Source organism: Pseudomonas putida (assembly GCF_001636055.1).
Lineage (GTDB): Bacteria > Pseudomonadota > Gammaproteobacteria > Pseudomonadales > Pseudomonadaceae > Aquipseudomonas > Aquipseudomonas machongensis.
On sequence record NZ_CP011789.1, the window covers coordinates 4209588 to 4231868 of the forward strand.

Below are 22281 nucleotides of genomic sequence, written 5' to 3' on the forward strand. Positions count from 1 at the left end.
TCTCCCCTGTCAGCCTGCGTGGCGCACCCACACCTTGGCGCTTTGCACCTCGGTGAGCTTTTCCCAGTCTTTGAACAGCGTCTGCCAGTCGCCCAGCGGCTTGTAGGCGTCGTGCTCGCTGGCCAGCAGGCGTTCGATACGCAGCTCGGTTTCCTTGAAGCGCACCGCCTCCGCGCAGACGACCACGGCGAACGACAGCGGCAGCCTGAGGTGGTCGTAGCCGCCGCCGCTGTATTGGCGCAGCGCTACCAGGTCCATGCGGGTGAAGGCCGAGTAGGTGGTGGCCGTGGTGTTGGTGCGCAAGGCCGAATGAGTGCCCTTCAGGTCAATCTTGCGCAGGCGGTTGTTGTTGCCGCCCACGCCCAGCTTCGGGGCGAACGGCGGCTCGGAATCGGCGAAGTGGTACCAGGTGCCATCGGCACCGAGGAAGGCATCGATGTACAGGGACTTGCGCGACATCAGCAGGCTCGCCGCCACGCCCTCGCCTGGCTTCAGGATCAGGTCGATGCGAAAGAACCCTTCGCGCCCCTTGGGCATGGCCAGCAAGGTGCGCATCTGGGCGATGGCGTCGCCGTAGACGAACAGGCCGGTGTACAGGTGCATGGTGATGATCATGCCGCTTCCTCGTCGTAGGTGTAGTCGAAAGCGCCGTCGCGCACGCCCAGGTGCACGCGGGTGACTGCTTCGCCGCGCAGCATCCGTTCGAGGAATTCGCGGCTGATGGCGGGCAGTACCGAGTGGGTGAGGATCGCGTCGATCATCCGCCCGCCGCTCTCGAGCTCCGTGCAGCGGCTGGCGATCAGCGCTACCACTGCCTCGTCGCAACTGAACGGCACGCCGTGGCGCTCGGCCAGGCGCCGCTCGATGCGGCCCAGTTGCAGGCGGATGATGCTGGCGAGCATGGCGTCGCTCAGCGGGTAATAGGGGATGGTCACCACCCGCCCGAGCAGCGCGGGCGGGAAGACGTGCAGCAGCGGCTCGCGCAGGGCGCGGGCGATGGTTTCCGGGTCCGGCACCCGCTCCGGTCGCAGGCACAGATGGCTGATGGTCTCGGTGCCGACGTTGGTGGTGAGCAGGATCAGGGTGTTCCTGAAGTCGATCACCCTGCCCTCGCCGTCCTCCATCCAGCCTTTGTCGAACACCTGGAAGAACAGCTCGTGCACATCGGGGTGGGCCTTCTCGATCTCGTCCAGCAGCACCACGCTGTAGGGCTTGCGCCGCACCGCCTCGGTCAGCACGCCGCCCTCGCCGTAGCCGACGTAGCCGGGTGGCGCGCCCTTGAGGCTGGAAACCGTGTGCGCTTCCTGGTACTCGCTCATGTTGATGGTCACCAGGTTGTGCTCACCGCCATACAGCGCCTCGGCCAGGGCCAGGGCGGTCTCGGTCTTGCCCACCCCGGAGGTGCCGGCGAGCAGGAACACGCCCACCGGCTTGCCTGGGTTGTCGAGCCCGGCGCGCGCGGTCTGGATACGCCGGGCGATGGCTTCCAGGGCATGCGGCTGGCCGATGATACGTCGCGACAGGCTGCTGGCCAGGTTGAGCACGTTGTCGATCTCGTTGCGCACCATGCGTCCGACCGGAATGCCGGTCCAGTCCTGCACCACGGCGGCCACCGCTTGCTCGTCGACGGTGAGCAGGATCAATGGCGTCTCGCCCTGGGCCTCGGCCAGCGCCTGCTGGCGGCTGCGCAGCTCAACCAGGGCGTCGTCGCTCACGCCCTCACCGCCCAGTTGCCCGCGCAGTTCGACGATCGCCGCCACCTGTTCCTGCTCGCTGGCCCAGGACGCCTCCAGACCATCGAGCCGCTCGCGCTCGCGGGTGCGCTGCGCGTCGAGGGCCGCCTGGCGCGCGTCGGTGTCCACCCCCAGCGCGCGCTCGCGGGCGATGATCGCCTGCTCGGTGTCCAGCGCTTCGAGCCGCCGACGGCTGTCGTCCACCGCCGCCGGGGTGGCGTGCAGGCTGATGGCAACCCGCGCGCAGGCGGTGTCGAGCAGGCTGATGGCCTTGTCCGGCAGCTGGCGCGCGGGGATGTAGCGGTGCGAGAGGCGCACCGCCGCAGCCAGCGCAGTGTCGAGAATCTGCACCTGGTGGTGGCGTGCCATGCTTTCGGCGATGCCGCGCAGCATCAGCAGCGCGCGGGCCTCGTCGGGTTCGCCGACCTGCACGGTCTGGAAGCGCCGGGTCAACGCGGGGTCTTTCTCGATGTACTTCTTGTACTCGGCGAAAGTGGTCGCGCCGATCGTGCGCAGCGTGCCACGGGCCAGCGCCGGCTTGAGCAGGTTGGCCGCATCGCCGGTGCCCGCCGCACCGCCCGCGCCGACCAGGGTGTGGGTTTCGTCGATGAACAGGATCACCGGCGTGACGCTGGCCTGCACTTCGTCGATCACCGCGCGCAGGCGCTGCTCGAACTCGCCCTTCATGCTCGCCCCGGCCTGCAGCAGGCCGACGTCGAGCACCAGCAGGCGCACCGTGCGCAGCGCTGGCGGCACGTCACCGCGCACGATGCGCTGGGCCAGGCCTTCGACCACGGCGGTCTTGCCGACCCCGGCCTCGCCGACCAGCAACGGGTTGTTCTGCCGGCGGCGCATGAGGATGTCGATGACCTGGCGGATCTCGTCGTCACGACCGACGATCGGGTCCAGCGTGCCGCTGCGCGCCTGCCCGGTGAGGTCGACGGTGAAGCGCGCCAGCGCCTCCTGGCCATTCGGGCCGGCGCTGGGCAGCGCGCCGGAGCTTTCCCCCGGTGCCAGCTGAAAGCCGTCGCTGGCTGCCTGATGGGCTTCGGGCGAGTCGGCCAGCACCGTGGCGAAGCACTCGGTAAGGTCGTCGATGCGCACCTTGGCGAACTCGGCGGACAACGCCAGCACCGCATTGCGCAGGGCGCGGTCCTTGAGCAGGCCGACCAGCAGGTGCCCGGAACGTACCTGGGCCTCGCCGAACATCAGCGTGGCATGCACCCAGGCGCGCTCGACTGTGTCTTCGAGTTGCGACGACAGGTCGGTGATCGAGGTGGAGCCACGCGGCAGGCGGTTCAGCGCCGTGGTCAGGTCGGCGGCCAGGCGCGCCGGGTCGAGGCTGTAGTGGCGCACGATGCGCACCAGGTCGCTGTCCTGCGCCTGCAGCTGGTGCAGCCAGTGCGCCAGCTCCACGTAGGGGTTGCCACGCAGCTTGCAGAACACCGTGCTGCTTTCGATGGCCCGGTAGCACAGGCCGTTGAGTTTGCCGAACAGGGCCACTCGACTGATCTCAGCCATGATCTGATCCTTGCGATGAGGGGGAAACGGAAGGGGTAAGGCGCGGGTTGATGAGCAACTGGCGGTCGTCTTCGCTCGGTGGTGCGCTGCTCAGCCAACTGCTCCAGCCAAGCCGGGCATCCCGGCCCAGGCGGGTGCCGGGCAGGTGCTGGCGGGCGACGATCAGGTTGACGTCCCAGTCCAGCGCCAGGCCCGCGTACTGGCGCACCCAGTCGGTCAGCCGGCGCAGGCCGGGCTGGCCCGGCAGCAGGCGGCGCACTTGGGCCATGCTCAGCGGGCCGACCCGCAGGCGGAACTTGCCCTGGGCGTTCCACACCTTGCGCCCGAGCACCGTGCCCACGCCCAGGCGCTCGGCGCTCGGCCCGCTGCGCAGGGCGCACAGGCCATCGGCCGGCAGGGTCATCCAGTGGCCGACGAACTGCTCCACCTGCACCGGCACACCGAGGTCGTCGCTGAGCAGCGCGGCCAGGCCTTCGGCATTGCGCATGTGCGGCGCCAGACGCCCGGCATGGTGCTGCTTGGCCAGTTGCGGCACGGCATCGCGGCCTTGCAGCGAGGGCATGCCCAGGCCGATCAGCGAGGCCACGTAGTCGGAGAAGCGGTCGGTGCCGGGGCGGTCGAGGCTGACCGCTGGCTGGGCACTGGCCCAGGCGCGGTAGAACAGGCTGATCAGGCGGTGATGGAAGATATCGAGGAAGCGCGCCAGGGTCGGGTCGTCGACATTGCGCTGGCGGTCGCGTACGTATTCGGTCAGGTGCAGCGGCAGTGGCCCGTTGGCGCCCAGTGCGCCGAAGCCATTGAGCAGAAGGCGCGGCGCCTGGTGCCCGTCGCCCGCCTGCAGGCCCGCCAGCATCGACGGTTCGAAGGCCAGCGACGGCTGCTGGCCGAAGCGCAGCGGCTCGTCGGCCGGGCGGCTGGCCTGGCCGATCCGTGGGCGGTCGGCGAAGGCGCATTCGAGCTGGCGCAGGGCGGCGTAGAAGTCGAACGACGCCGGTTTCTGCGCGAGCCGCTGCAACAGCGCTAGAGGATCTCGCATCGCCCTACCCTCGCCGGCCACTGCATGATCAAGCCGCGCGTGGTGCTGTGCAGCTGGGTTTCGGTGAAGCTGTTGAGCGCCACGTACTTGGCGAAGAACTGCTCCAGCACCGCGCCGAAGACGAACAGGCTGGCGCCTTCGAAGGCGCTCTCGTCGACCGTGACGCACACCTGCAAACCACGGCCATGGGTGATCGGGCCTGGGATCGGCAGACGTCGCACGATCGACCGCGCGATCACCGAGCGCAGACCGTCGACCTGCTTGTGCACCGGCGTATCGCTGACGCCGCAGTACAGCCGCAGCAGGTCGCGCAAGGCGCTGGCGCCCTGCTCCGGGTCCTGGTCGAGCAGCGACAGGTAGTTCAGCGACAGGTGGCTGACCAGCCGCCAGGCGGTTTCGCCCTCGGCGAACGAGGCTCGCGGCGCGGTCGGCCCGGCCACGCAACGCACCGCCTGCACCGGCGCGCCGGAGTCGACGGTGAAGTCGGTCTTGCCCACGCCCACCGGCATGCTCAGCACCAGGTCGCGGTTGCTGCACAGGGTGTCGACGCCCAGCTGGCGCAGGTCGCTGCGGTACGGCGCCTCGTGGGCGTCGACCAGGGTCAGGAAGATCTCGCTGCCGATGTAGCTGGAGCGCGGCCCCTGGCGACGCTGCTGGGCGCTGAGCACGCGAGTGTCGCGGCGCACCTGGAACCAGGCGCCCTGGCGAGGGTCGTGCAGGTCGTTGGCGCGGTAGAACGACTCGAAGCGCTGCTCGGCCTCGGCACCGCTGCCGTGGCCGGTGACGCCGGTGACCTGATGGATCTCGAAATCCATCGGCCGGGTGCGGTCGGGCACCACGTGGTAATCGACCTGCTGGTCAGACAGGTGCACGCGGTCGGCGCGTTTGGGGAACAGGTTGATCGCCGGGGTGCAGTGCAGCGCGAACTGCGTGGCGGACACGCTGCTTTCGAGCGCTGGCACGAAGGTCTTGAACAGCACCGTCACATCCAGTTCACTGACGTCGCAACGCTGCACCGCCGGGCCCAGTCCGCCCAGTTCGACGAACTGGAAGCGCTGCGGCAAGGCGAAGTATTCCTGCAGCAGCCGGTAGCCCTGGAAGGTGCGCGGCGCCACCGGCAGCAGGGCCTGGTCGTCGTCAAAGCCCTGGGCGCGCAGCGCCGAGGCGTCGATGAAGGCGTGCCAGCGGTTGTCGGCCTGCACCGGCTGCACCAGCACCCCGGCGGCCTGGGCCAGCAGTTGCTCCTGGATGCGCCCGGCCAGCCCTTCGGTGCCGCGCAGGTGCAGCATCAAACGCTCGAGGGCGAGCTTGTCGAAGGTCAGCCCGGCGCCGACTTTCAGGCGCAGGCGCAGCGCCGCCTTGACCGGGCCCAGGCGCGCCAGCTCGACACCGCCGACCTGCCCGGAGCAGGCGAAGTAACGGGCCTCGGTGAGCTCGATCGGCCACAGGGTGACGTCATGCGCGGTGCGGAATTCGCAGGCGGTCTGGTCGCCCTTGCCCAGCAGGCTGTGCAAGGGCGTGCCGCGCGGCACGGTGAAGCCGGCGGCCAGGCTGCCTTCGGCGAGGTCCGGTTGCAGTTGCACCAAGGCGGTGGCTGGCGTGGGTGCCAGGTAATGGGGGTAGACCAGCTCCAGCAGGTGATTGGTGAAGCGTGGAAATTCGGCGTCGATCTTCAGTTGCACGCGCGCTGCGAGGAAGCTGAAGCCCTCCAGCAGGCGCTCGACGTAAGGGTCGGCGCAGGCGTGGCTTTCCAGCCCCAGACGCCCGGCGACCTTGGGGAAATCGCGGGCGAACTCACCGCCCATCTCGCGCAGGTGCTGGAGTTCGCGCTCGTAGTAACGCAGCAGCTTGGGGTTCATCGCACACCTCCGGCGTCGATGTCGTAGAGCTTCACATCGCCCGCCTCCAGGTCCAGTTCGGTCTTCAGGTACAGGCGCTCGGGCAGCGGCTGGCCCCACAGCTCACCGTGGATCTCGAACGCCACCTGGTTGGGGCTGGCCTGTTCGCGGTCCCGGGCCAGTGGCGTGACGCGCACGCTGGCCGGCAGGATGCGCGGCTCGAAATCGACGATCACCTGCTCGATGCGCCGCGCCAGGGCCTGCGGATCAAGGCCGGTGGCGGTCTTGCCGGACAGGTCGGGCAGTCCGAAGTTGAGCACCGAGCGCGCCGCCAGCGGGTAGGCGGTGAGGTCCTGCACACTGCCCAGGCTGGTGCTGTTGAGCAGCCAGCCGAGGTCGCGCAGCACCGCCTTGCGCAGCGCGCGCATCGACAGCACGCGCTGCTCGCGGGGCTCGTGCGACTGGTCGCGGGCGTCGTCGCTCAGGCGGTCGAGCAGCGAGGGTTGCAGACGCTCACTGCTGGTCAGCTCAGCCATGATCGACAGCGCCAGGCAAAATGAAGGGGGTCATGGGCGACACTCCAGGTCGAAGGGCCGGGCCGGCACCTGGGCACCGGCCGGCCAAGGGGCCAGGTCAGATCTTGGCGTTGGCTTCCAGGTCCCACTTCTTCGGCGTGCCGGTGGTGATCTTCTCGCCGCTGAAGGAGTCGTACTGGTAGCTGATCTTGGTGAAGTTGATCGAGAAGGTTTCGCTCGGGCGCTCGCCGTTGCTGCTGGCCGAGTAGGAGCTGATGATCGCCTCCTCGAGTTCGAGCTTGAGGAACACCTGCTCTTTCTTCTCGGCGCCGCCGGTCTGGATGAAGTGGATCTCGGCCTTGCCCAGGCTCTTGCCGCACACCGCTTCCATGAACAGGTCGGCGGACGCCAGGTCGGTGGCCTTGGTCAGGGAAATCTCCGAGAACGACGGGTTGCTGGTGTCGCGGTCGGCGCCGCCGCCGCTGGTGGAGATGGCGCGGCCGACGCCCATCTGCAGGGCGTCGATGGTGATCCAGTCGGCGTGGCCGGAGACGGTCGAGGTGCCTTTGATTTTCTTGCCGTTGAAGTTGAGCAGGATCATGGTCTGTACCTTTTCGGTGGGTCAGTGAGGGTGCTGGGGAACGCGCGCCGTCAGGTCTTGGCCGACGGCAGCTTGGAAACCAGGCGCAGCGACACGGTCAGCCCTTCGAGCTGGTAGTGCGGGCGCAGGTAGAACTTGGAGTGGTAGTAGCCGGGGTTGCCCTCGACCTCCTCGACCACCACCTCGGCGCCGGCCAGCGGCTTGCGCGCCTTGTCCGATTCGGTGGCGGTGGCCGGGTTGTGCTCGACGTAGCGGCCGATCCAGTTGTTCAGCCACACCTGCATGTCGGCGCGTTCCTTGAACGAGCCGATCTTGTCGCGCACGATGCACTTCAAGTAGTGGGCGAAGCGGCAGGTGGCGAACAGGTACGGCAGGCGCGCGGCCAGGTTGGCGTTGGCAGTGGCGTCGGGGTCGTCGTACTCGGCGGGCTTGTGCATCGACTGCGCGCCGATGAAGGCCGCCAGGTTGCTGTTCTTCTTGTGCACCAGGGGCATGAAGCCGTTCTTGGCCAGTTCTGCTTCACGACGGTCGCTGATGGCGATTTCGGTCGGGCAGGTCATGTCCACGCCGCCATCGTCGGTCGGGAAGGTGTGCACCGGCAGCCCTTCGACCGCGCCACCGGACTCGATGCCGCGGATCTGCGAACACCAGCCGTAGTGCTTGAACGAGCGGTTGATGTTCACCGCCATGGCGTAGGCGGCGTTGGCCCAGGTGAAGTCCTTGCTGCCGACGCCGTCGGTGGTCTCCTCGAAGTCGAAGTCTTCCACCGGGTTGGTCTTGGCGCCGTAGGGCGCGCGGGCGAGGAAGCGCGGCATGGCCAGGCCCACGTAGCGCGAGTCTTCCGAGGCGCGGAAGCTGCGCCAGGCGGCGTGCTCGGGGGTCTGGAAGATCTTGGTCAGGTCGCGCGGGTTGGCCAGCTCCTGCCAGGATTCCATCAGCATCACGCTGGGGTCGGCGGCGGTGATCAGCGGGCAGTGGGCGGCGGCGCTGACCTTGGCCATCTGGCTCAGCAGCTCGACGTCCGGGGCGCTGTTGTTGAAGTAGTAGTCGGCGACGAATGCGCCGTATGGCTCGCCGCCGAACTGGCCGTATTCTTCTTCGTAGAGCTTCTTGAAGATCGGGCTCTGGTCCCAGGCCACGCCCTTGAACTTGCGCAGGGTGCGATGCACTTCAGCCTTGGAGATGTTCATCACGCGGATCTTCAGCGACTCGTCCGACTCGGTGTTGTTCACCAGGTAGTGAAGCCCGCGCCAGGCGCTTTCCACGCCCTGGAATTCCTCGTGATGGAGGATATGGTTGATCTGCTCGGAGAGCTTGCGGTCGAGCTCGGCGATCATGCCTTCGACGGTGCCAAGCACGTCGCCGGTGATCAGCCGGGTGCCTTGCAGGGCCTGCTCGGCCAGGGTTCGCACGGCGTTCTCGACGGCGTCGCGGGCCTTGTCGGTCTTGGGCTTGAACTCTTTTTGCAAGAGGCTGGCGAAGTCATCGAGGTCGACTTCGCGGGCCGCTGCGGGGGCCGTTGCCTCGTGGGCTTGTGGGGTGGACATTGCAGCATCCCTCGTTTTTTGGGCAAAAGGGTCTACCTGCCGGTGCCGCGAAGGCCCAGCCGGGTGTCAGGGTTCGATCAGGGAGTTGGGGTCAGTCGCTGCTGTCGGCAGTCGGCTTCGGCGCGCTGCCCAGGGCCTGCAACAGCGCAGGGTCGGCGAGCACGCGGGCGAGCAGTTCCTCGGCGCCGACCTTGCCGTCCATGTAGGTCAGCAGGTTGGACAGCTGGTTGCGTGCGGTGAGCAGTGCATCCAGGGACGGCACCTTGCGCGCCACGGCGCCGGGGCTGAAGTCGTCCATGTTCTCGAAGGTGATCTCCACCGGCAGGTTGCCCTCGCCGGTAAGGGTGTTGGGCACCTGGAAGGCCACGCGCGGTTTCATCGACTTGAGGCGCTCGTCGAAGTTGTCGACGTCGACCTCCAGGAACTTGCGCTCGGCCACCGGCGGCAGCGGCTCGGCAGGCTTGCCGGAAAGGTCGGAGAACACGCCCATGACGAAGGGCAATTGCACGGTCTTCTCGGCGCCGTAGATCTCCACGTCGTATTCGATCTGCACCCGGGGGGCGCGGTTGCGGGCGATGAACTTCTGGCTGTTTTCTGCCACGGGACTGCTCCTGTGCTGGGTTAACGGGGTGTGTCGATCAGTCGTCGCTGCGCGGGTCGTCGCGCACGCCGCTGACCATGGCCATCTGCGCCAGGCCATCGGGGGCCAGGTCTTGCAGCAATTCGATGAAGTTCAGATCCAGCAGTTTGCGGGCACGCTGCAACAGCAGCGGCACCGGGCTGCCGGGTTCGTGCATGGCGAAGTAGGCGCACAGCCGGTCCAGGGTCTGGCGCACGTCCTCGCGGCTGGCGATCTCGCCGCGCGGGCTGGCCCCGGTTGCGCGGGCCTGTGGTGTGGCGGCCTGCGTTGTATCGACGGGGGTGGCAGGCAGTCGCTGGCGCAGTACCTCGGCAGCGCGGCGCAGCGCCGTGGACAACGCGCTGAGGTCGATGGCGCTGGTGAAACCGACGTGCTCGGTCAGCAGCGACTCGATGCGTTGGCTGCTGTGCCAGGCATGCTCCAGGGTGGCCAGGGTGTCGGCGAGGTGCTCGGGGGCGGCTTGCTGGAAGACGGCCTCGATCATCGCCAGGGACGGGCTTTGCGAATCGGACGTGGCACTGGCTTCACCGTTGGCCAGATCGATGTCGCGCAGGCTGACGCTACCCAGCGGCGCGAGATCGACCAGCGGCGTGGTGCGCAGGTCGTGCAGCAGGCCGGCGGTTTCACAGAGGCTGGCCAGGGTGTTCACGCGCAGTTGCGGGTCGTGGCCGTCTTCCGGGTCCAGTTGCGGATGCAGGTGGGCCCACTGGTCGGCAAGCAGGGTTTCGATCAGTGCCAGGCCTGCGGCCAGACCAGGGAAGCCGTTGAGGTTGAGCTCGGCGCGGGTCAGGTGCGCGGCCAGGCGCAGGTCTCGGCTGCGCTGGGCCAGGGCCAGGGCCAGGTGGTGCACGCGTTTCCAGTCGGCGGCGGTGGCCTGGGTCAGGGTGCTGCCATATTCGACTTCCGGCTTGCCCTGGACCTCTTCCTCGAGGGCCAGGTAGTCGGCATCGTATTCCAGGCTTTCGCCACAGGGGGCGTCGGCGGTCAGCGGTTCGGCCAAATGGTTAAGGTACATCGAAGGACCCCATCGGAATGCGTGTTCTGAGGGGATAACAGGTGGGGGGTGGGGATTATTCCGGGGGTGGGAAATTATTTTTGGGGGGCTGTGATGGCCCTATCGCGGGACAAGCCCGCACACAGGTTCACCGCTTAATCTGGGAGCGGTGGGGTATCTGTAGGAGCGGCGGTTCGGCGCCCCGACTTGTCCCGCGATAGGGCCACCACAGGCACCGCAACTGGCGAGCTACTGCCCCGCCATCTCCCGCACCCGGCGCCGGTGCGATTCGGCATAGGCCGCCCCGCGTGCCTGCAACAGCGGGTCGTCCGAAGGGGTGATGCCAGGTGGCAATATCAACGGGTTGAAATCGATGTCGCGGCACGGGCCGTCCATCTGCGGCTGCTGGGCGTCGATCACCAGCACCCCGGCATCGATCTCCTGGTGACCTGGCTGAGTCCACAACTGCGTGGCATCGTTGACCGAGTCGCCCGGCAACGCCGGGGTGAGGATCAGGTGCCAGCGCAGCGGCCCCTCGGCCAGGCGCGAGGCCAGGCCATAGGACAACATGTCGGGGTCGTTCTGCGCGATCTGCTCATCGCTCAGCGGCGCATAGGGCGTTTCTGGTTGCAGACGCCAGCGCACCAGGTGCTCTTGCCCGTCGGCGGCATTGAAGCGGAAGGCGTTGACGCTGAAGTACGCCGCGTTGTCGAACCCCGTCGATGGCCGGTGCGCAGCCATCCAGTCCTCGAAGGCCTGGCTCTCGGGATGGTCGCGACGAAAATGCCGAATGCGCGCCTCACGACCGTCGGCCGGCACCGAGGCCTGCAATTGTTCCAGCAACGCCTCGGGGGTGCGCACGAAGAACACCGGGCTTGAATTGAGTGCCATGCGCCAGGTTTCCCCGCCGTTGCTGATGTCCAGCGCCAGGCTGCGCATGCCCCCTTGGGTATCGTTGACCGACGGGTTGCCACCGACCACCGAGAAGCGCCCTGTCACGGGGTAACTGCCAGTGCGCAACAACCCGGTGTTTGCCAGTGCGACACCCTGGCCGTTGCTGTCGAAGCGACCGCTGACGCACAGGCCCTTGGCGTGATTGCGGCGAAAGCCCGGCTGCGGGCCGGACACCGCTTCGAACGCATCGACCATATGGGCAGCGCCGGCAGGAGAGGATAACGATGAGGGGGCTGCCCAGCCATTGCGCTCGACGAGCAGTGCACAGCCAAGGCCGGCGGACAGGGTCAGGAACAGGGCAAGGAGGACGTGGCGGCGGTGCTGAGCAGGCATTCAGGCGATCCAAGAATCCGGTCGCCCGTCACCAGGGTCCTTATTGGCGGATATCGGCGAACCACAACGGCGATGGCAGGCTGGCATTGGCCGTATACAACTGGCCCGAACTGCGGTCCGCGACCACGCGCGCCACGGCATCGAGGTCGACGCCGTCCGGGGCGCCGATCAGCGCGTAGCCTAGCTGAGACTGACGCCAGACCACAACATCCATGCCAGCGACGTTCAACTGGGCGATGGACTGGTCGGGCTTGGGCTCCTTCATCACGCAAAGGGCTACCGGATCGCCCTGCTGCGGCAGGTACACCAGCTGGATCAGCGCCTTGTTGTTGAAGCGCAGGCGCTGCACGCGCTTGAAGGTCAGGCCGGCGGCGCTGAGGTCTGGCACGCGCAACTCGAGGCCGTCGATCTGGCGGATGTCGGCAAGGGTCTTGCGCACATCGTCGGTGTCAGGGGTGACGTAGTTGACCGTGTCGCGGGTGTACAGTTGCTGATAGCTGGCAGCCTGCATCACCCAGGGCGAGGCCTGGACCTGGGCGACGCTGGGCGCCTGCAGCGCGCGGTCGGTGTTCAGCGCACCACCGATGAAACCCGCCTGCAGCACCAGGCCGTAGCACACCGCACCGGTGGCGAAGGCCACGGCCAGCCAACCGAACCTGGGGCGACCGAACAGACGGGTGAGCAGGCTTTCAGGCTTGGCTGCCGGACGCGAGGGCGCCGTGCTGGCCGGGGCGGCGTGCCGGGCGATCAACGCATCGACGTTGCTCACCAGGCTGTCAGGGACCGGGGGCAGTGCCTGGCGGGCGAAGGCCTCGGCGTATGGCAGGGCAGACGACATCAACAGCGCGACACGCTCGGCCACTTCGGGCGAAGCGTTCATGAGCTGCTCGATTTCCTCGCACTGTTGCGGCGACAATTCGCCGTCAACATAGGCCATCAGCAGGGCATCATCCGCGACGGTGGTGGTCAATTCCCGGTCTCCGTTATTCATGGTACTTCGCACTTCTGTTACGGCATCGTTGCGGCCTTGTGGGCCGACCTGCGAGCGAAGGGGTAGTCAGCTCGCCATCATATTAATATCACTGAAACAGCCGCAAGCAGCTTTACCTAACGCTGACAAGTCGGCAAATGCGACATAGCCAGCATTATAAATCGATTTTGAAACGCACTCGGATAGGTTTTTAGCGTAGGTGGTGGCACAATCCGCGCAGTGTATCGGCTCAGCGACAATGAAGTCCAAGACATGCGAGGGAATCCGCCGGCCGGAGCGTACGGCGGCCGCATGAGAAGCAACTGACTTCCAGTCCACCCAGTACAAGAACGAGGAACTATGTCGATCACCGGTGCCGACCTCCCTGCACTGCTCCCTGGCATGTTGCCGCGCCTGTGGGCCTTTGCCCTGCGCCTCTCGGGCGACCGGCACGACGCTGAAGACCTGGTCCAGCTCGCCTGCGTGCGCGCCCTCGAACGTACCCACCAACTGCGGCCGGACACTGCGCCGCTGAGCTGGATGTTCGCCATCGTGCATACTACCTGGATCAACGAGGTGCGCTCGCGCAACGTGCGCAGCCGCTCGCGCTCGGAGTGGAACGACAGCGTCATCGAGTCGGTGACCGACCCTGCCGCGCCCACCCCGGAAACCGATCTGATGCACCAGCAGATCCTCACGGCAGTGAACAGCCTGCCCGAGGGCCAGCGCGAAGTGATGCTGCTGGTGGCGGTGGAGCGCTTCAGCTACAAGGAAGCCGCCGACATCCTGGAGGTGCCTATCGGCACGGTCATGAGTCGGCTGTCCCGCGCCAGGCAAACGATTGGCACGCTGCTCAATGACACCCCCAAGCCCTCGGCGCCTGGCCGCGACCTGCTGCGCACCTGAACCTTCGTACGCATTGCCAGGCACTTGCATACGCCCTCCTGGGAAACTGCTCGGCAACTTTCGGCCTGTTGATTTTTCATACAGTGCGCCGAAGCCATTATTTTTACAAGTGAAGGGAACTCATCTTGTTATTTATCGTCCTTGTTTCATGAGCTCATACTTTCAGGCAATAAAAACGCCCATAACACTTATCTCACGCCGTTTATTCCATAGCTTTTTCTGTTTTTTTTAATTACCAATTTTAGTTGGACTCTCGCGCTCAGCCCTTTCTATTCTTGCCCCGCCGGAACAACTTTCAGGTTCCCGCCACCCCGCTTTCCTGTCATTGAATTGAAGAGGCAAACATGAAACGACACCTCTGGCTCGCCCTGCTGGGCACCCTGTCCATTGGCGCCCACGCCGCCACCCTTGATGTACCGGTCAATCTGGTCAGCGCCGATGGCAAAGCACAACCCATCGGTCAGGTCAGCATCAGCGAGTCGGCCTACGGGCTGATCTTCACCCCCAAGCTGAACAGCCTGCCCGCAGGCGTGCATGGTTTCCACGTGCATGAGAACGGCAGCTGTGCGCCAGGCATGAAAGATGGCAAGGCAGTGGCGGCGCTGGCCGCGGGCGGGCACTTCGACCCGGCCAAGACCGGCAAGCACCTGGGCCCCTATGGCAATGGCCATCTGGGTGACCTGCCGGCGCTCTATGTGAGCGCCGACGGCACCTCCACGTATCCGGTACTGGCGCCGCGCCTGAAGACGATTTCCGAAATCAAGGGCCACGCCTTGATGATCCATGCCGGTGGCGACAACCACGCCGACATGCCCATGCCCCTGGGCGGTGGCGGCGACCGCGTGGCCTGCGGCGTGATCTGAACCAGGCAGGCCGGGCGTCAGTAATCGCCGCGCTTGTGCAACGCCTGACGCCCGGCCAGCACGGTCACGTCGGCAAGTGGGCATGTCCAGTGCCTGACACCGGCTGAGCCGATGCCAGGCACCGCTCGCAGTCAGGCCGCCAATCGCCCTTGGGCAATGGCCTCCGACGCTGCCAGCATCGCCCGCAGCAACACTGCACAACCCGCCGCCAGATCCTCGGGCGTGGCGTTCTCGATCTCGTTGTGGCTGATGCCGTTCTCGCACGGCACGAAAATCATGCCTGCCGGGCCCAGCTCGGCCAGGAAGATCGCATCGTGCCCTGCCCCGCTGACGATATCCATGTGTGCCAGCCCAAGGCTCCTGGCCGACTCACGCACGGCATCGACACAGTTGCGGTCGAAATACAGCGCCGGGAAATCCGCCGTTGGCGTCAGCTCGAAACTCAGCCCGTGTTTGGCACACGTGCTGTCGATCACTTCACGCACCTCGGCGATCATCGAATCGAGCCGATCTCCCTCAAGGTGACGGAAGTCCAGGGTCATGCGTACCTCACCCGGAATCACGTTGCGCGACCCCGGATACGCCTGCAGGCAACCGACCGTGCCGCAGGCATGTGGCTGATGCTCCAGTGCGGTGCGGTTGACGGCCTCGACCACTGCCGCCGCGCCGACCAGGGCATCCTTGCGCAGGTGCATCGGCGTCGGCCCGGCGTGCGCCTCGACGCCGCGCAGGCTCAGGTCGAACCACTTCTGGCCGAGGGCGCCGAGCACCACGCCGATGGTCTTGCCTTGATCCTCCAGAATCGGCCCCTGCTCGATATGCGCCTCGAAATACGCCCCGACCGGATGCCCCAGCACGGCCCTCGGGCCGGCATAACCGATGGCCTGCAGCGCCTCACCGACGCTGGTCCCTTGGGCGTCGCGCTTGGCCAGCGTCTCTTCGAGGGTGAACTTGCCGGCGAACACCCCCGATCCCATCATGCACGGCGGGAAACGCGAGCCTTCCTCGTTGGTCCACACCACCACCTCAAGCGGCGCTTCGGTTTCCACGCCGAGGTCATTCAGGGTGCGGATCACTTCCAGGCCGGCCATCACCCCGAAGCAGCCATCGAACTTGCCGCCAGTGGGCTGCGTGTCGATGTGGCTGCCGGTCATCACCGGGGGCAGCTTGGGGTTGCGTCCGGGACGCCGGGCGAACATGTTGCCGATCGCATCGACGCTGACGCTACAGCCTGCGGCCTCGCACCACTGCCGGAACAGGTCGCGGGCCTGGCGGTCCAGGTCGGTCAGCGCTAATCGGCAGACCCCGCCCTTGGGCGTGGCGCCCAGGCGCGCGAGGTCCATCAGCGATTGCCACAGGCGCGCGCTGTCGACATGGCGGTCGGTGGAGTGCAGCACTTCCTTGATCGGTTTCATCGAGACTCTCCTCAGGCGATTTCTTGTTCTGGTGATTCGGCTGTAGCGGCCAGCCAGATTTCAGGGTGATGGTTTGGCCAGGCGCGCCGTTCCACGCACCGCGACTCGGCCCAGGACGTAGTACAGCCCCGCCCCCAGCAGCGAACCGGTAAACCAGCCGTAGTCGTAGAACCAACTGAAGCTGCTGTTGCCGATCGACATCACGGTCAGCGCCACCGGCACCGCGAACGCCAGGAACCCGACCCAGTTCCAGGCCGGGTACACGTCATCGCGGTACAACCCGGCAAGGTCCAGTTGCTGGCGGCGGATCAGGAAGTAGTCCACCACCATGATCCCGGCAATCGGCCCGAGCAGGCTCGAATAACCCAGTAGCCAGTTGGAGTACACGCTCTCAAGGCTCAGGTCGGAAACGATCCAGCCAAGCTTTTTCAGCAATTCGTGCCCCATCAGCGCCAAGCCGATGAACCCGGTCAGCCACACCGCACGGCTGCGCCCGATCAGGCGTGGGGCGATGTTCTGGAAGTCATTGGTCGGTGAGACGATGTTCGCCGCCGTGTTGGTCGACAGCGTGGCGATGATGATCAGCGCCATGGCCAGCGCCACCCAGCCGGGGCTCTGGATACGTCCGATCAGGCTCACCGGGTCCGAGACCGTTTCGCCCACCAGCGATGCCGAGGCGGCGGTCATGATCACGCCCAGGGCAGCGAACAGGAACATGGTCAGCGGCAGGCCAAAGATCTGGCCGAGGATCTGGTCCTTCTGGCTTTTGGCGTAGCGGCTGAAGTCGGGAATATTCAACGACAGCGTGGCCCAGAACCCGACCATCGCCGTCAGCCCCGCGCAGAAATAGCCGACCACGCTGGCCCCCTCCGGGCGTTTGGGCGGCTGGGCCAGCAGTTCGCTCATCGACATGTGCGGCAGCGCCCAGAAGAGCAGGCCTACGCCCACCGCCACCAGCAGCGGTGCCGACAGGGTCTCCAGCCATTTGATCGACTCCGAGCCGCGCAGCACCACCCACAGGTTGAGCAGCCAGAACAGCATGAAGCCGATCACCTCGCCGGTTCCGCCCAGGCTCTTCCAGCCGTCGAACAGCGACCCCAGGAACAGGTGGATGGCAAGGCCGCCGAACATCGTCTGGATACCGAACCAGCCGCAAGCCACCACCGCGCGGATCAGGCACGGCACGTTGGAGCCGAGAATGCCGAACGAGGCGCGCAGCAGCACCGGAAAGGGAATGCCGTACTTGGTGCCGGGGAAGGCGTTGAGGGTCAGCGGTATCAGCACGATCAGGTTGGCCAGCAAGATCGCCAGCAGCGCCTCGCCGACGCTCAGCCCAAAGTAGGCGGTCAGGACCCCGCCGAGGGTGTAGGTAGGGACGCAGATGGACATGCCGACCCACAAGGCGGTGATGTGCCATTTGTTCCAGGTACGCTGGTGCACCTTGGTCGGTGCGATGTCGTGGTTGTAGCGAGGGCTGTCGAGGACATCAGTGCCTTCGGACAGCTCGTACAGCCCGTGCTGCTCGATCACTTGCGATCTGCTCTGTTGCATGGGGCCTTCTCCAGATTGTTCTAGTTATTCGCTCATCGGCTGAATCGATGGCCGGAGTTACACACCTCACCAGTACTGCACCTCCGGTCCGGCCTGGCGGTTGTGGCCGCACTCAAATTGCGTGCCGGATTGGCCCGGGCCAACCCTGCCGGCCACCGCCGACTGGAGGTAATTCACTGATTTGCAAGGCATTGATTAGCGCCAGGGAAAGGTACGGTCATGCCTTGCCCTGTCGTCTTGCTGGTGGCGGCCCGCCCTGGCCTGCGCACTCGGTTTCAATCTGGTGCAGCCTGGTTTTTGCGTGGCGTGGTTCGCGCCGGCAAGCCAGGTTTCAAACGGCTGATTTCGCATGGAAAATCTTGACCAAATCTGCTTCTTGTCAAGTGCGTCAAAATGGTGAGCAGCCTGTCCATTTTGGTGATTTATACAGAAAACACTTATATTTCAGTAATTTATAAAAGTAATAAGCTCATAAAATTTTTTCTTGATCAATCCTTGATCAGCATCTAGATTCCAATCTTGTCAGCGCTGACAGGATTGCAACGCAGCCTCCCGCCGCTGGCACAAAACAATTTCAAGAACCGGCAAAACGACCGGTCAGCCTGCGAGGAAGACGGTATGTCCCTGTTGATCCGTGGCGCCACCGTGGTCACCCACGAAGAAAGCTATCCCGCCGATGTCCTGTGTGCCGACGGCCTGATCCGCGCCATTGGCAAAGACCTCGAAGTGCCCAGCGGTTGCCAGGTCCTGGACGGCAGCGGCCAGTACCTGATGCCAGGCGGCATCGACCCGCACACCCACATGCAGTTGCCATTCATGGGCACTGTGGCCAGCGAGGACTTCTTCAGCGGCACCGCCGCAGGCCTGGCCGGCGGCACCACCTCCATCATCGACTTCGTCATCCCCAATCCGCAGCAGTCACTGCTGGAGGCGTTCCACACCTGGCGCGGCTGGGCGCAGAAGTCGGCCAGTGACTATGGTTTTCACGTCGCAATCACCTGGTGGAGCGAGCAGGTCGCCCAGGAGATGGGCGAGCTCGTCGCCCATCACGGTGTGAACAGCTTCAAGCACTTCATGGCCTACAAGAACGCGATCATGGCCGCCGACGACACCCTGGTCGCCAGCTTCGAGCGCTGCCTGCAGCTGGGCGCGGTGCCCACCGTGCATGCGGAGAACGGCGAGCTGGTGTACCACCTGCAGAAGAAACTGCTGGCCCAGGGCATCACCGGCCCCGAGGCCCATCCGCTGTCGCGTCCGGCGCAGGTCGAGGGCGAGGCGGCCAGCCGCGCCATCCGTATAGCCGAAACGCTGGGCACCCCGCTGTACCTGGTGCACATCTCCAGCAAGGAAGCACTGGATGAGATCACCTACGCCCGGGCCAAGGGCCAGCCGGTGTATGGCGAGGTACTGCCGGGGCACCTGCTGATCGACGACAGCGTCTATCGCAACCCCGACTGGTCCACCGCCGCCGGCTATGTGATGAGCCCGCCATTCCGTCCGCGCGAACACCAGGAAGCCCTGTGGCGCGGCTTGCAATCGGGCAGCCTGCACACCACCGCCACCGACCATTGCTGCTTCTGCGCCGAGCAGAAAGCCATGGGCCGTGATGATTTCAGCCGCATCCCCAACGGCACCGCCGGCATCGAGGACCGCATGGCGGTGTTGTGGGACGCCGGCGTGAACAGCGGGCGCTTGTCGATGCACGAGTTCGTGGCGCTGACCTCGACCAACACGGCCAAGATCTTCAACCTGTTCCCGCGCAAGGGGGCGATCCGTGTCGGAGCCGACGCCGACCTGGTGCTCTGGGATCCGCAGGGCACACGCACGATTTCTGCCAGCACCCATCACCAGAAGGTCGACTTCAACATCTTCGAAGGTCGCACGGTGCGCGGCATTCCCAGCCACACCATCAGCCAGGGGCGAGTGCTCTGGGCAGATGGCGACCTGCGCGCCGAGCCGGGCGCGGGACGCTATGTGGAAAGGCCCGCCTACCCCTCGGTGTACGAGGTCCTAGGGCGACGGGCCGAGCAGCAGCGGCCGATCCCGGTCAGCCGCTGAGCAGCCCATAACGGCCGGGGGCCGCAACGCCTCCGGCGATAACAATCCAGAGACACCTGTTGACTGCCATCCCAGAACGGACGGGCGAGTAACCGCCGCCTGCACCCATAAAAAAGAGAGAGGCTACAACCGTGATCGACACCCTGAACCACTTGCCGCGCCCGAGGGCCAGCGCCGAGCAGCTCGCCGACGCCTTCACCGACCTCGCCCCTCCCCTGACCGCACGCCAGGCCGCCGTGGAAAGCGCGCGCTGCCTGTACTGCTACGACGCCCCCTGTGTGAATGCATGCCCGAGCGAAATCGACATCCCTTCGTTCATCCACCGCATCGGTGATGAAAACCTGCAGGGCGCCGCCGAGCGGATCCTGTCGGCGAACATCCTCGGTGGTAGCTGTGCCCGCGTGTGCCCGACCGAAATCCTCTGCCAGCAAGCCTGCGTACGCAACAACGCCCAGGAGTGCGCGCCGGTGCTGATCGGCCAGTTGCAACGCTATGCCCTGGACAACGCCGGTTTCAGCGAACACCCCTTCAAGCGCTCGCCCAGCACCGGCAAGCGCATCGCAGTGGTCGGTGCCGGCCCCGCCGGGCTGTCCTGTGCCCATCGCCTGGCCTTGCATGGTCATGATGTGGTGGTCTTCGAGGCGCTGGAAAAGGCTGGCGGCCTCAACGAGTACGGCATCGCCCGCTACAAGCTGGTCGACGACTACGCCCAGCGTGAAGTGGATTTCCTGCTCGGCATCGGCGGCATCGAGCTCCGCCATGGCCAACGCCTGGGTGACAACCTCACCCTCGGCGAGCTGCGTGACCAGTACGACGCGGTATTCCTGGGCCTTGGCCTGAATGCCGTGCGCCAGCTCGGCCTGCCGGACGAAGAGGCCCCTGGCGTGCTGGCCGCCACCGACTACATCCGTGAACTGCGCCAGGCCGACGACCTCAGCCAACTGCCGCTGGCCGACCGCTGCCTGGTGATCGGCGCGGGCAATACCGCCATCGACATGGCGGTGCAGATGAGCCGCCTGGGGGCGCGCGAGGTCAACCTCGTCTACCGCCGCGGCGCCGCCGACATGGGCGCCACCGGCCACGAGCAGGACATCGCCAAGGCCAACCAGGTGCGCCTGCATACCTGGGCGCGGCCCGATGCGGTGCTGCTGGATGAGCAGGGCCGGGTGAAGGGGATGCGCTTCGTCCGCACCAAACAGGTCGAAGGAAAACTGGCCGATACCGACGAAACCTTCGAGCTGCCCGCCGACGCGATCTTCAAGGCCATCGGTCAGTGCTTCGACGACGCAGGGCTCAAGGATCCGGTGGCGGCGCAACTGGCGCGCGATGGCGAACGCATCCGCGTCGACGAGCAGATGCGCACCAGCTTGCCTGGCGTCTATGCCGGTGGCGACTGCACCGCCCTTGGCCAGGACCTCACCGTTCAGGCCGTGCAACATGGCAAGCTGGCCGCCGAAGCCATCCATGCCCAACTCATGCTCAATGTGGAGGCAGCGTAAATGGCCGATCTGTCCATCGAATTCGCCGGTATCAAGGCGCCCAACCCTTTCTGGCTGGCGTCCGCGCCACCGACCGACAAAGCCTACAACGTGGTTCGCGCCTTCGAGGCGGGCTGGGGTGGCGTGGTCTGGAAAACCCTCGGCGAGGACCCGGCGGCGGTCAACGTGTCGTCGCGCTACTCCGCGCACTTCGGCGCCAACCGCCAGGTGCAGGGCATCAACAACATCGAGCTGATCACCGACCGCTCGCTGGAGATCAACCTGCGTGAAATCACCCAGGTTAAGAAGGATTGGCCCGACCGGGCGCTGGTGGTGTCGTTGATGGTGCCGTGCGTCGAGGAGTCGTGGAAGTTCATCCTGCCGCTGGTCGAAGCCACCGGCGCCGATGGCATCGAGCTGAACTTCGGCTGCCCCCACGGCATGCCCGAGCGCGGCATGGGCGCGGCGGTCGGCCAGGTGCCGGAATACGTGGAAATGGTCACCCGCTGGTGCAAGACGTATTGCTCACTGCCGGTGATCGTCAAGCTCACGCCCAACATCACCGACATCCGCCAATCGGCCCGCGCCGCACATCGAGGCGGCGCCGATGCCGTGTCGCTGATCAACACCATCAACTCGATCACCAGTGTCGACCTGGACCGCATGGTCGCCCACCCCATCGTCGGTGACCAGAGCACCCACGGCGGTTACTGCGGCTCGGCAGTCAAACCGATCGCGCTGAACATGGTCGCCGAGATTGCGCGCGATTCTGAAACCCGTGGCCTGCCGATCTGTGGCATCGGTGGAATCGGCAACTGGCGCGATGCCGCGGAATTCATCGCACTGGGCAGCGGTGCGGTGCAGGTGTGCACGGCGGCGATGTTGCACGGTTTTCGCATCGTCGAAGACATGAAAGATGGCCTGGCGCGCTGGATGGACCAGCACGGACACCGCACCCTGGAAGCCTTCCGCGGCCAGGCCGTACCGCACACCACCGACTGGAAGTACCTGGACATCAACTACAAGTCGGTGGCGCATATCGACCAGGATGCCTGCATCGGCTGCGGACGCTGCCACATCGCCTGCGAAGACACCTCGCACCAAGCCATCGCCAACACCCTGCAGGCCGATGGGACGCACGTCTACAGCGTGATCGAGGCCGAATGCGTGGGTTGCAACCTGTGCCAGATCACCTGCCCGGTTGAAAACTGCATCGACATGGTGGCGCAGGAGACCGGCAAGCCGTACCTGAATTGGACCCAGGATCCGCGCAACCCCTATCGTGAAGCGAGCTGACCTGGGCTGGCCTTCAGATTTTGAACCCTGCA

Annotated in this window: 18 protein-coding genes; 5 read left to right on the forward strand and 13 right to left on the reverse strand. The window is 65.9% G+C overall.

Annotated features, from left to right (window positions below; genetic code table 11):
• Nucleotides 1–9: 9 nt before the first annotated feature.
• The 11 genes from AB688_RS18875 to AB688_RS18925 form a co-directional block, all read right to left on the reverse strand.
• The gene (locus tag AB688_RS18875; RefSeq protein ID WP_063545515.1) at nt 10–615 is read right to left on the reverse strand and encodes a ribosome-inactivating family protein; all 606 of its coding nucleotides are present in this window, start codon (nt 613–615) and stop codon (nt 10–12) included.
• Nucleotides 612–3254, reverse strand: coding sequence for a type VI secretion system ATPase TssH (gene tssH, locus AB688_RS18880; RefSeq protein ID WP_063545516.1), 2643 nt, complete (start codon nt 3252–3254; stop codon nt 612–614). Before tssH ends, AB688_RS18875 begins: the two co-directional genes overlap by 4 nt.
• Nucleotides 3247–4290 carry a type VI secretion system baseplate subunit TssG gene (gene tssG / locus AB688_RS18885; RefSeq protein WP_231100259.1) on the reverse strand — a complete coding sequence of 348 codons (1044 nt, stop codon included), beginning with the start codon at nt 4288–4290 and terminating at the stop codon, nt 3247–3249. Before tssG ends, tssH begins: the two co-directional genes overlap by 8 nt.
• Nucleotides 4275–6149 (reverse strand): type VI secretion system baseplate subunit TssF, encoded by a 1875-nt coding sequence (gene tssF, locus AB688_RS18890; protein ID WP_063545518.1) that lies wholly within the window; start codon nt 6147–6149, stop codon nt 4275–4277. The genes tssG and tssF overlap by 16 nt, the downstream gene beginning before the upstream one ends.
• Nucleotides 6146–6664 carry a type VI secretion system baseplate subunit TssE gene (tssE, locus tag AB688_RS18895; protein WP_063545519.1) on the reverse strand — a complete coding sequence of 173 codons (519 nt, stop codon included), beginning with the start codon at nt 6662–6664 and terminating at the stop codon, nt 6146–6148. The genes tssF and tssE overlap by 4 nt, the downstream gene beginning before the upstream one ends.
• Nucleotides 6665–6761: 97 nt before the next feature.
• Nucleotides 6762–7244 carry a type VI secretion system tube protein Hcp gene (locus AB688_RS18900; RefSeq protein ID WP_054895422.1) on the reverse strand — a complete coding sequence of 161 codons (483 nt, stop codon included), beginning with the start codon at nt 7242–7244 and terminating at the stop codon, nt 6762–6764.
• 50 nt (nt 7245–7294) lie between these two features.
• On the reverse strand, nt 7295–8791 hold the full coding sequence (tssC, locus tag AB688_RS18905) for a type VI secretion system contractile sheath large subunit (RefSeq protein ID WP_063545520.1): 1497 nt from the start codon (nt 8789–8791) through the stop codon (nt 7295–7297).
• Nucleotides 8792–8882: 91 nt separating this feature from the next.
• Entirely contained in the window at nt 8883–9392 is a 510-nt protein-coding gene (gene tssB, locus AB688_RS18910) for a type VI secretion system contractile sheath small subunit (protein ID WP_054895420.1), read from the reverse strand.
• Between the two features lie 37 nt (nt 9393–9429).
• The gene (tssA, locus tag AB688_RS18915; RefSeq protein WP_063545521.1) at nt 9430–10446 is read right to left on the reverse strand and encodes a type VI secretion system protein TssA; all 1017 of its coding nucleotides are present in this window, start codon (nt 10444–10446) and stop codon (nt 9430–9432) included.
• A gap of 228 nt (nt 10447–10674) precedes the next feature.
• Nucleotides 10675–11712, reverse strand: coding sequence for a catalase family peroxidase (locus AB688_RS18920; RefSeq protein ID WP_063545522.1), 1038 nt, complete (start codon nt 11710–11712; stop codon nt 10675–10677).
• Between the two features lie 40 nt (nt 11713–11752).
• Complete coding sequence (locus tag AB688_RS18925; protein WP_231100261.1) at nt 11753–12682, reverse strand: anti-sigma factor family protein; 930 nt, start codon at nt 12680–12682, stop codon at nt 11753–11755.
• A gap of 360 nt (nt 12683–13042) precedes the next feature.
• Between AB688_RS18925 and AB688_RS18930 the strand changes: the two genes are divergently transcribed.
• Together AB688_RS18930 and sodC are read left to right on the forward strand one after the other, a co-directional pair.
• Nucleotides 13043–13588, forward strand: a complete 546-nt coding sequence (locus tag AB688_RS18930) for an RNA polymerase sigma factor (protein ID WP_196759873.1) — start codon at nt 13043–13045, stop codon at nt 13586–13588.
• A 344-nt stretch (nt 13589–13932) separates the two neighbouring features.
• Complete coding sequence (gene sodC / locus AB688_RS18935; RefSeq protein ID WP_063545524.1) at nt 13933–14451, forward strand: superoxide dismutase family protein; 519 nt, start codon at nt 13933–13935, stop codon at nt 14449–14451.
• Between the two features lie 131 nt (nt 14452–14582).
• On the opposite strand, the gene AB688_RS18940 is transcribed toward sodC, so the two are convergent.
• Together AB688_RS18940 and AB688_RS18945 are read right to left on the reverse strand one after the other, a co-directional pair.
• Nucleotides 14583–15866 carry a Zn-dependent hydrolase gene (locus AB688_RS18940; protein WP_063545525.1) on the reverse strand — a complete coding sequence of 428 codons (1284 nt, stop codon included), beginning with the start codon at nt 15864–15866 and terminating at the stop codon, nt 14583–14585.
• 60 nt (nt 15867–15926) lie between these two features.
• The gene (locus tag AB688_RS18945; protein WP_063545526.1) at nt 15927–17417 is read right to left on the reverse strand and encodes an NCS1 family nucleobase:cation symporter-1; all 1491 of its coding nucleotides are present in this window, start codon (nt 17415–17417) and stop codon (nt 15927–15929) included.
• A 618-nt stretch (nt 17418–18035) separates the two neighbouring features.
• Here AB688_RS18945 and hydA point away from each other — a divergent pair.
• From hydA to preA, 3 genes are all read left to right on the forward strand, one after another.
• Nucleotides 18036–19475 (forward strand): dihydropyrimidinase, encoded by a 1440-nt coding sequence (hydA, locus tag AB688_RS18950; RefSeq protein ID WP_063545527.1) that lies wholly within the window; start codon nt 18036–18038, stop codon nt 19473–19475.
• Between the two features lie 131 nt (nt 19476–19606).
• Nucleotides 19607–20974 (forward strand): NAD(P)-dependent oxidoreductase, encoded by a 1368-nt coding sequence (locus AB688_RS18955; protein ID WP_063545528.1) that lies wholly within the window; start codon nt 19607–19609, stop codon nt 20972–20974.
• Complete coding sequence (preA, locus tag AB688_RS18960; RefSeq protein WP_063545529.1) at nt 20975–22249, forward strand: NAD-dependent dihydropyrimidine dehydrogenase subunit PreA; 1275 nt, start codon at nt 20975–20977, stop codon at nt 22247–22249.
• Nucleotides 22250–22281: the final 32 nt, after the last annotated feature.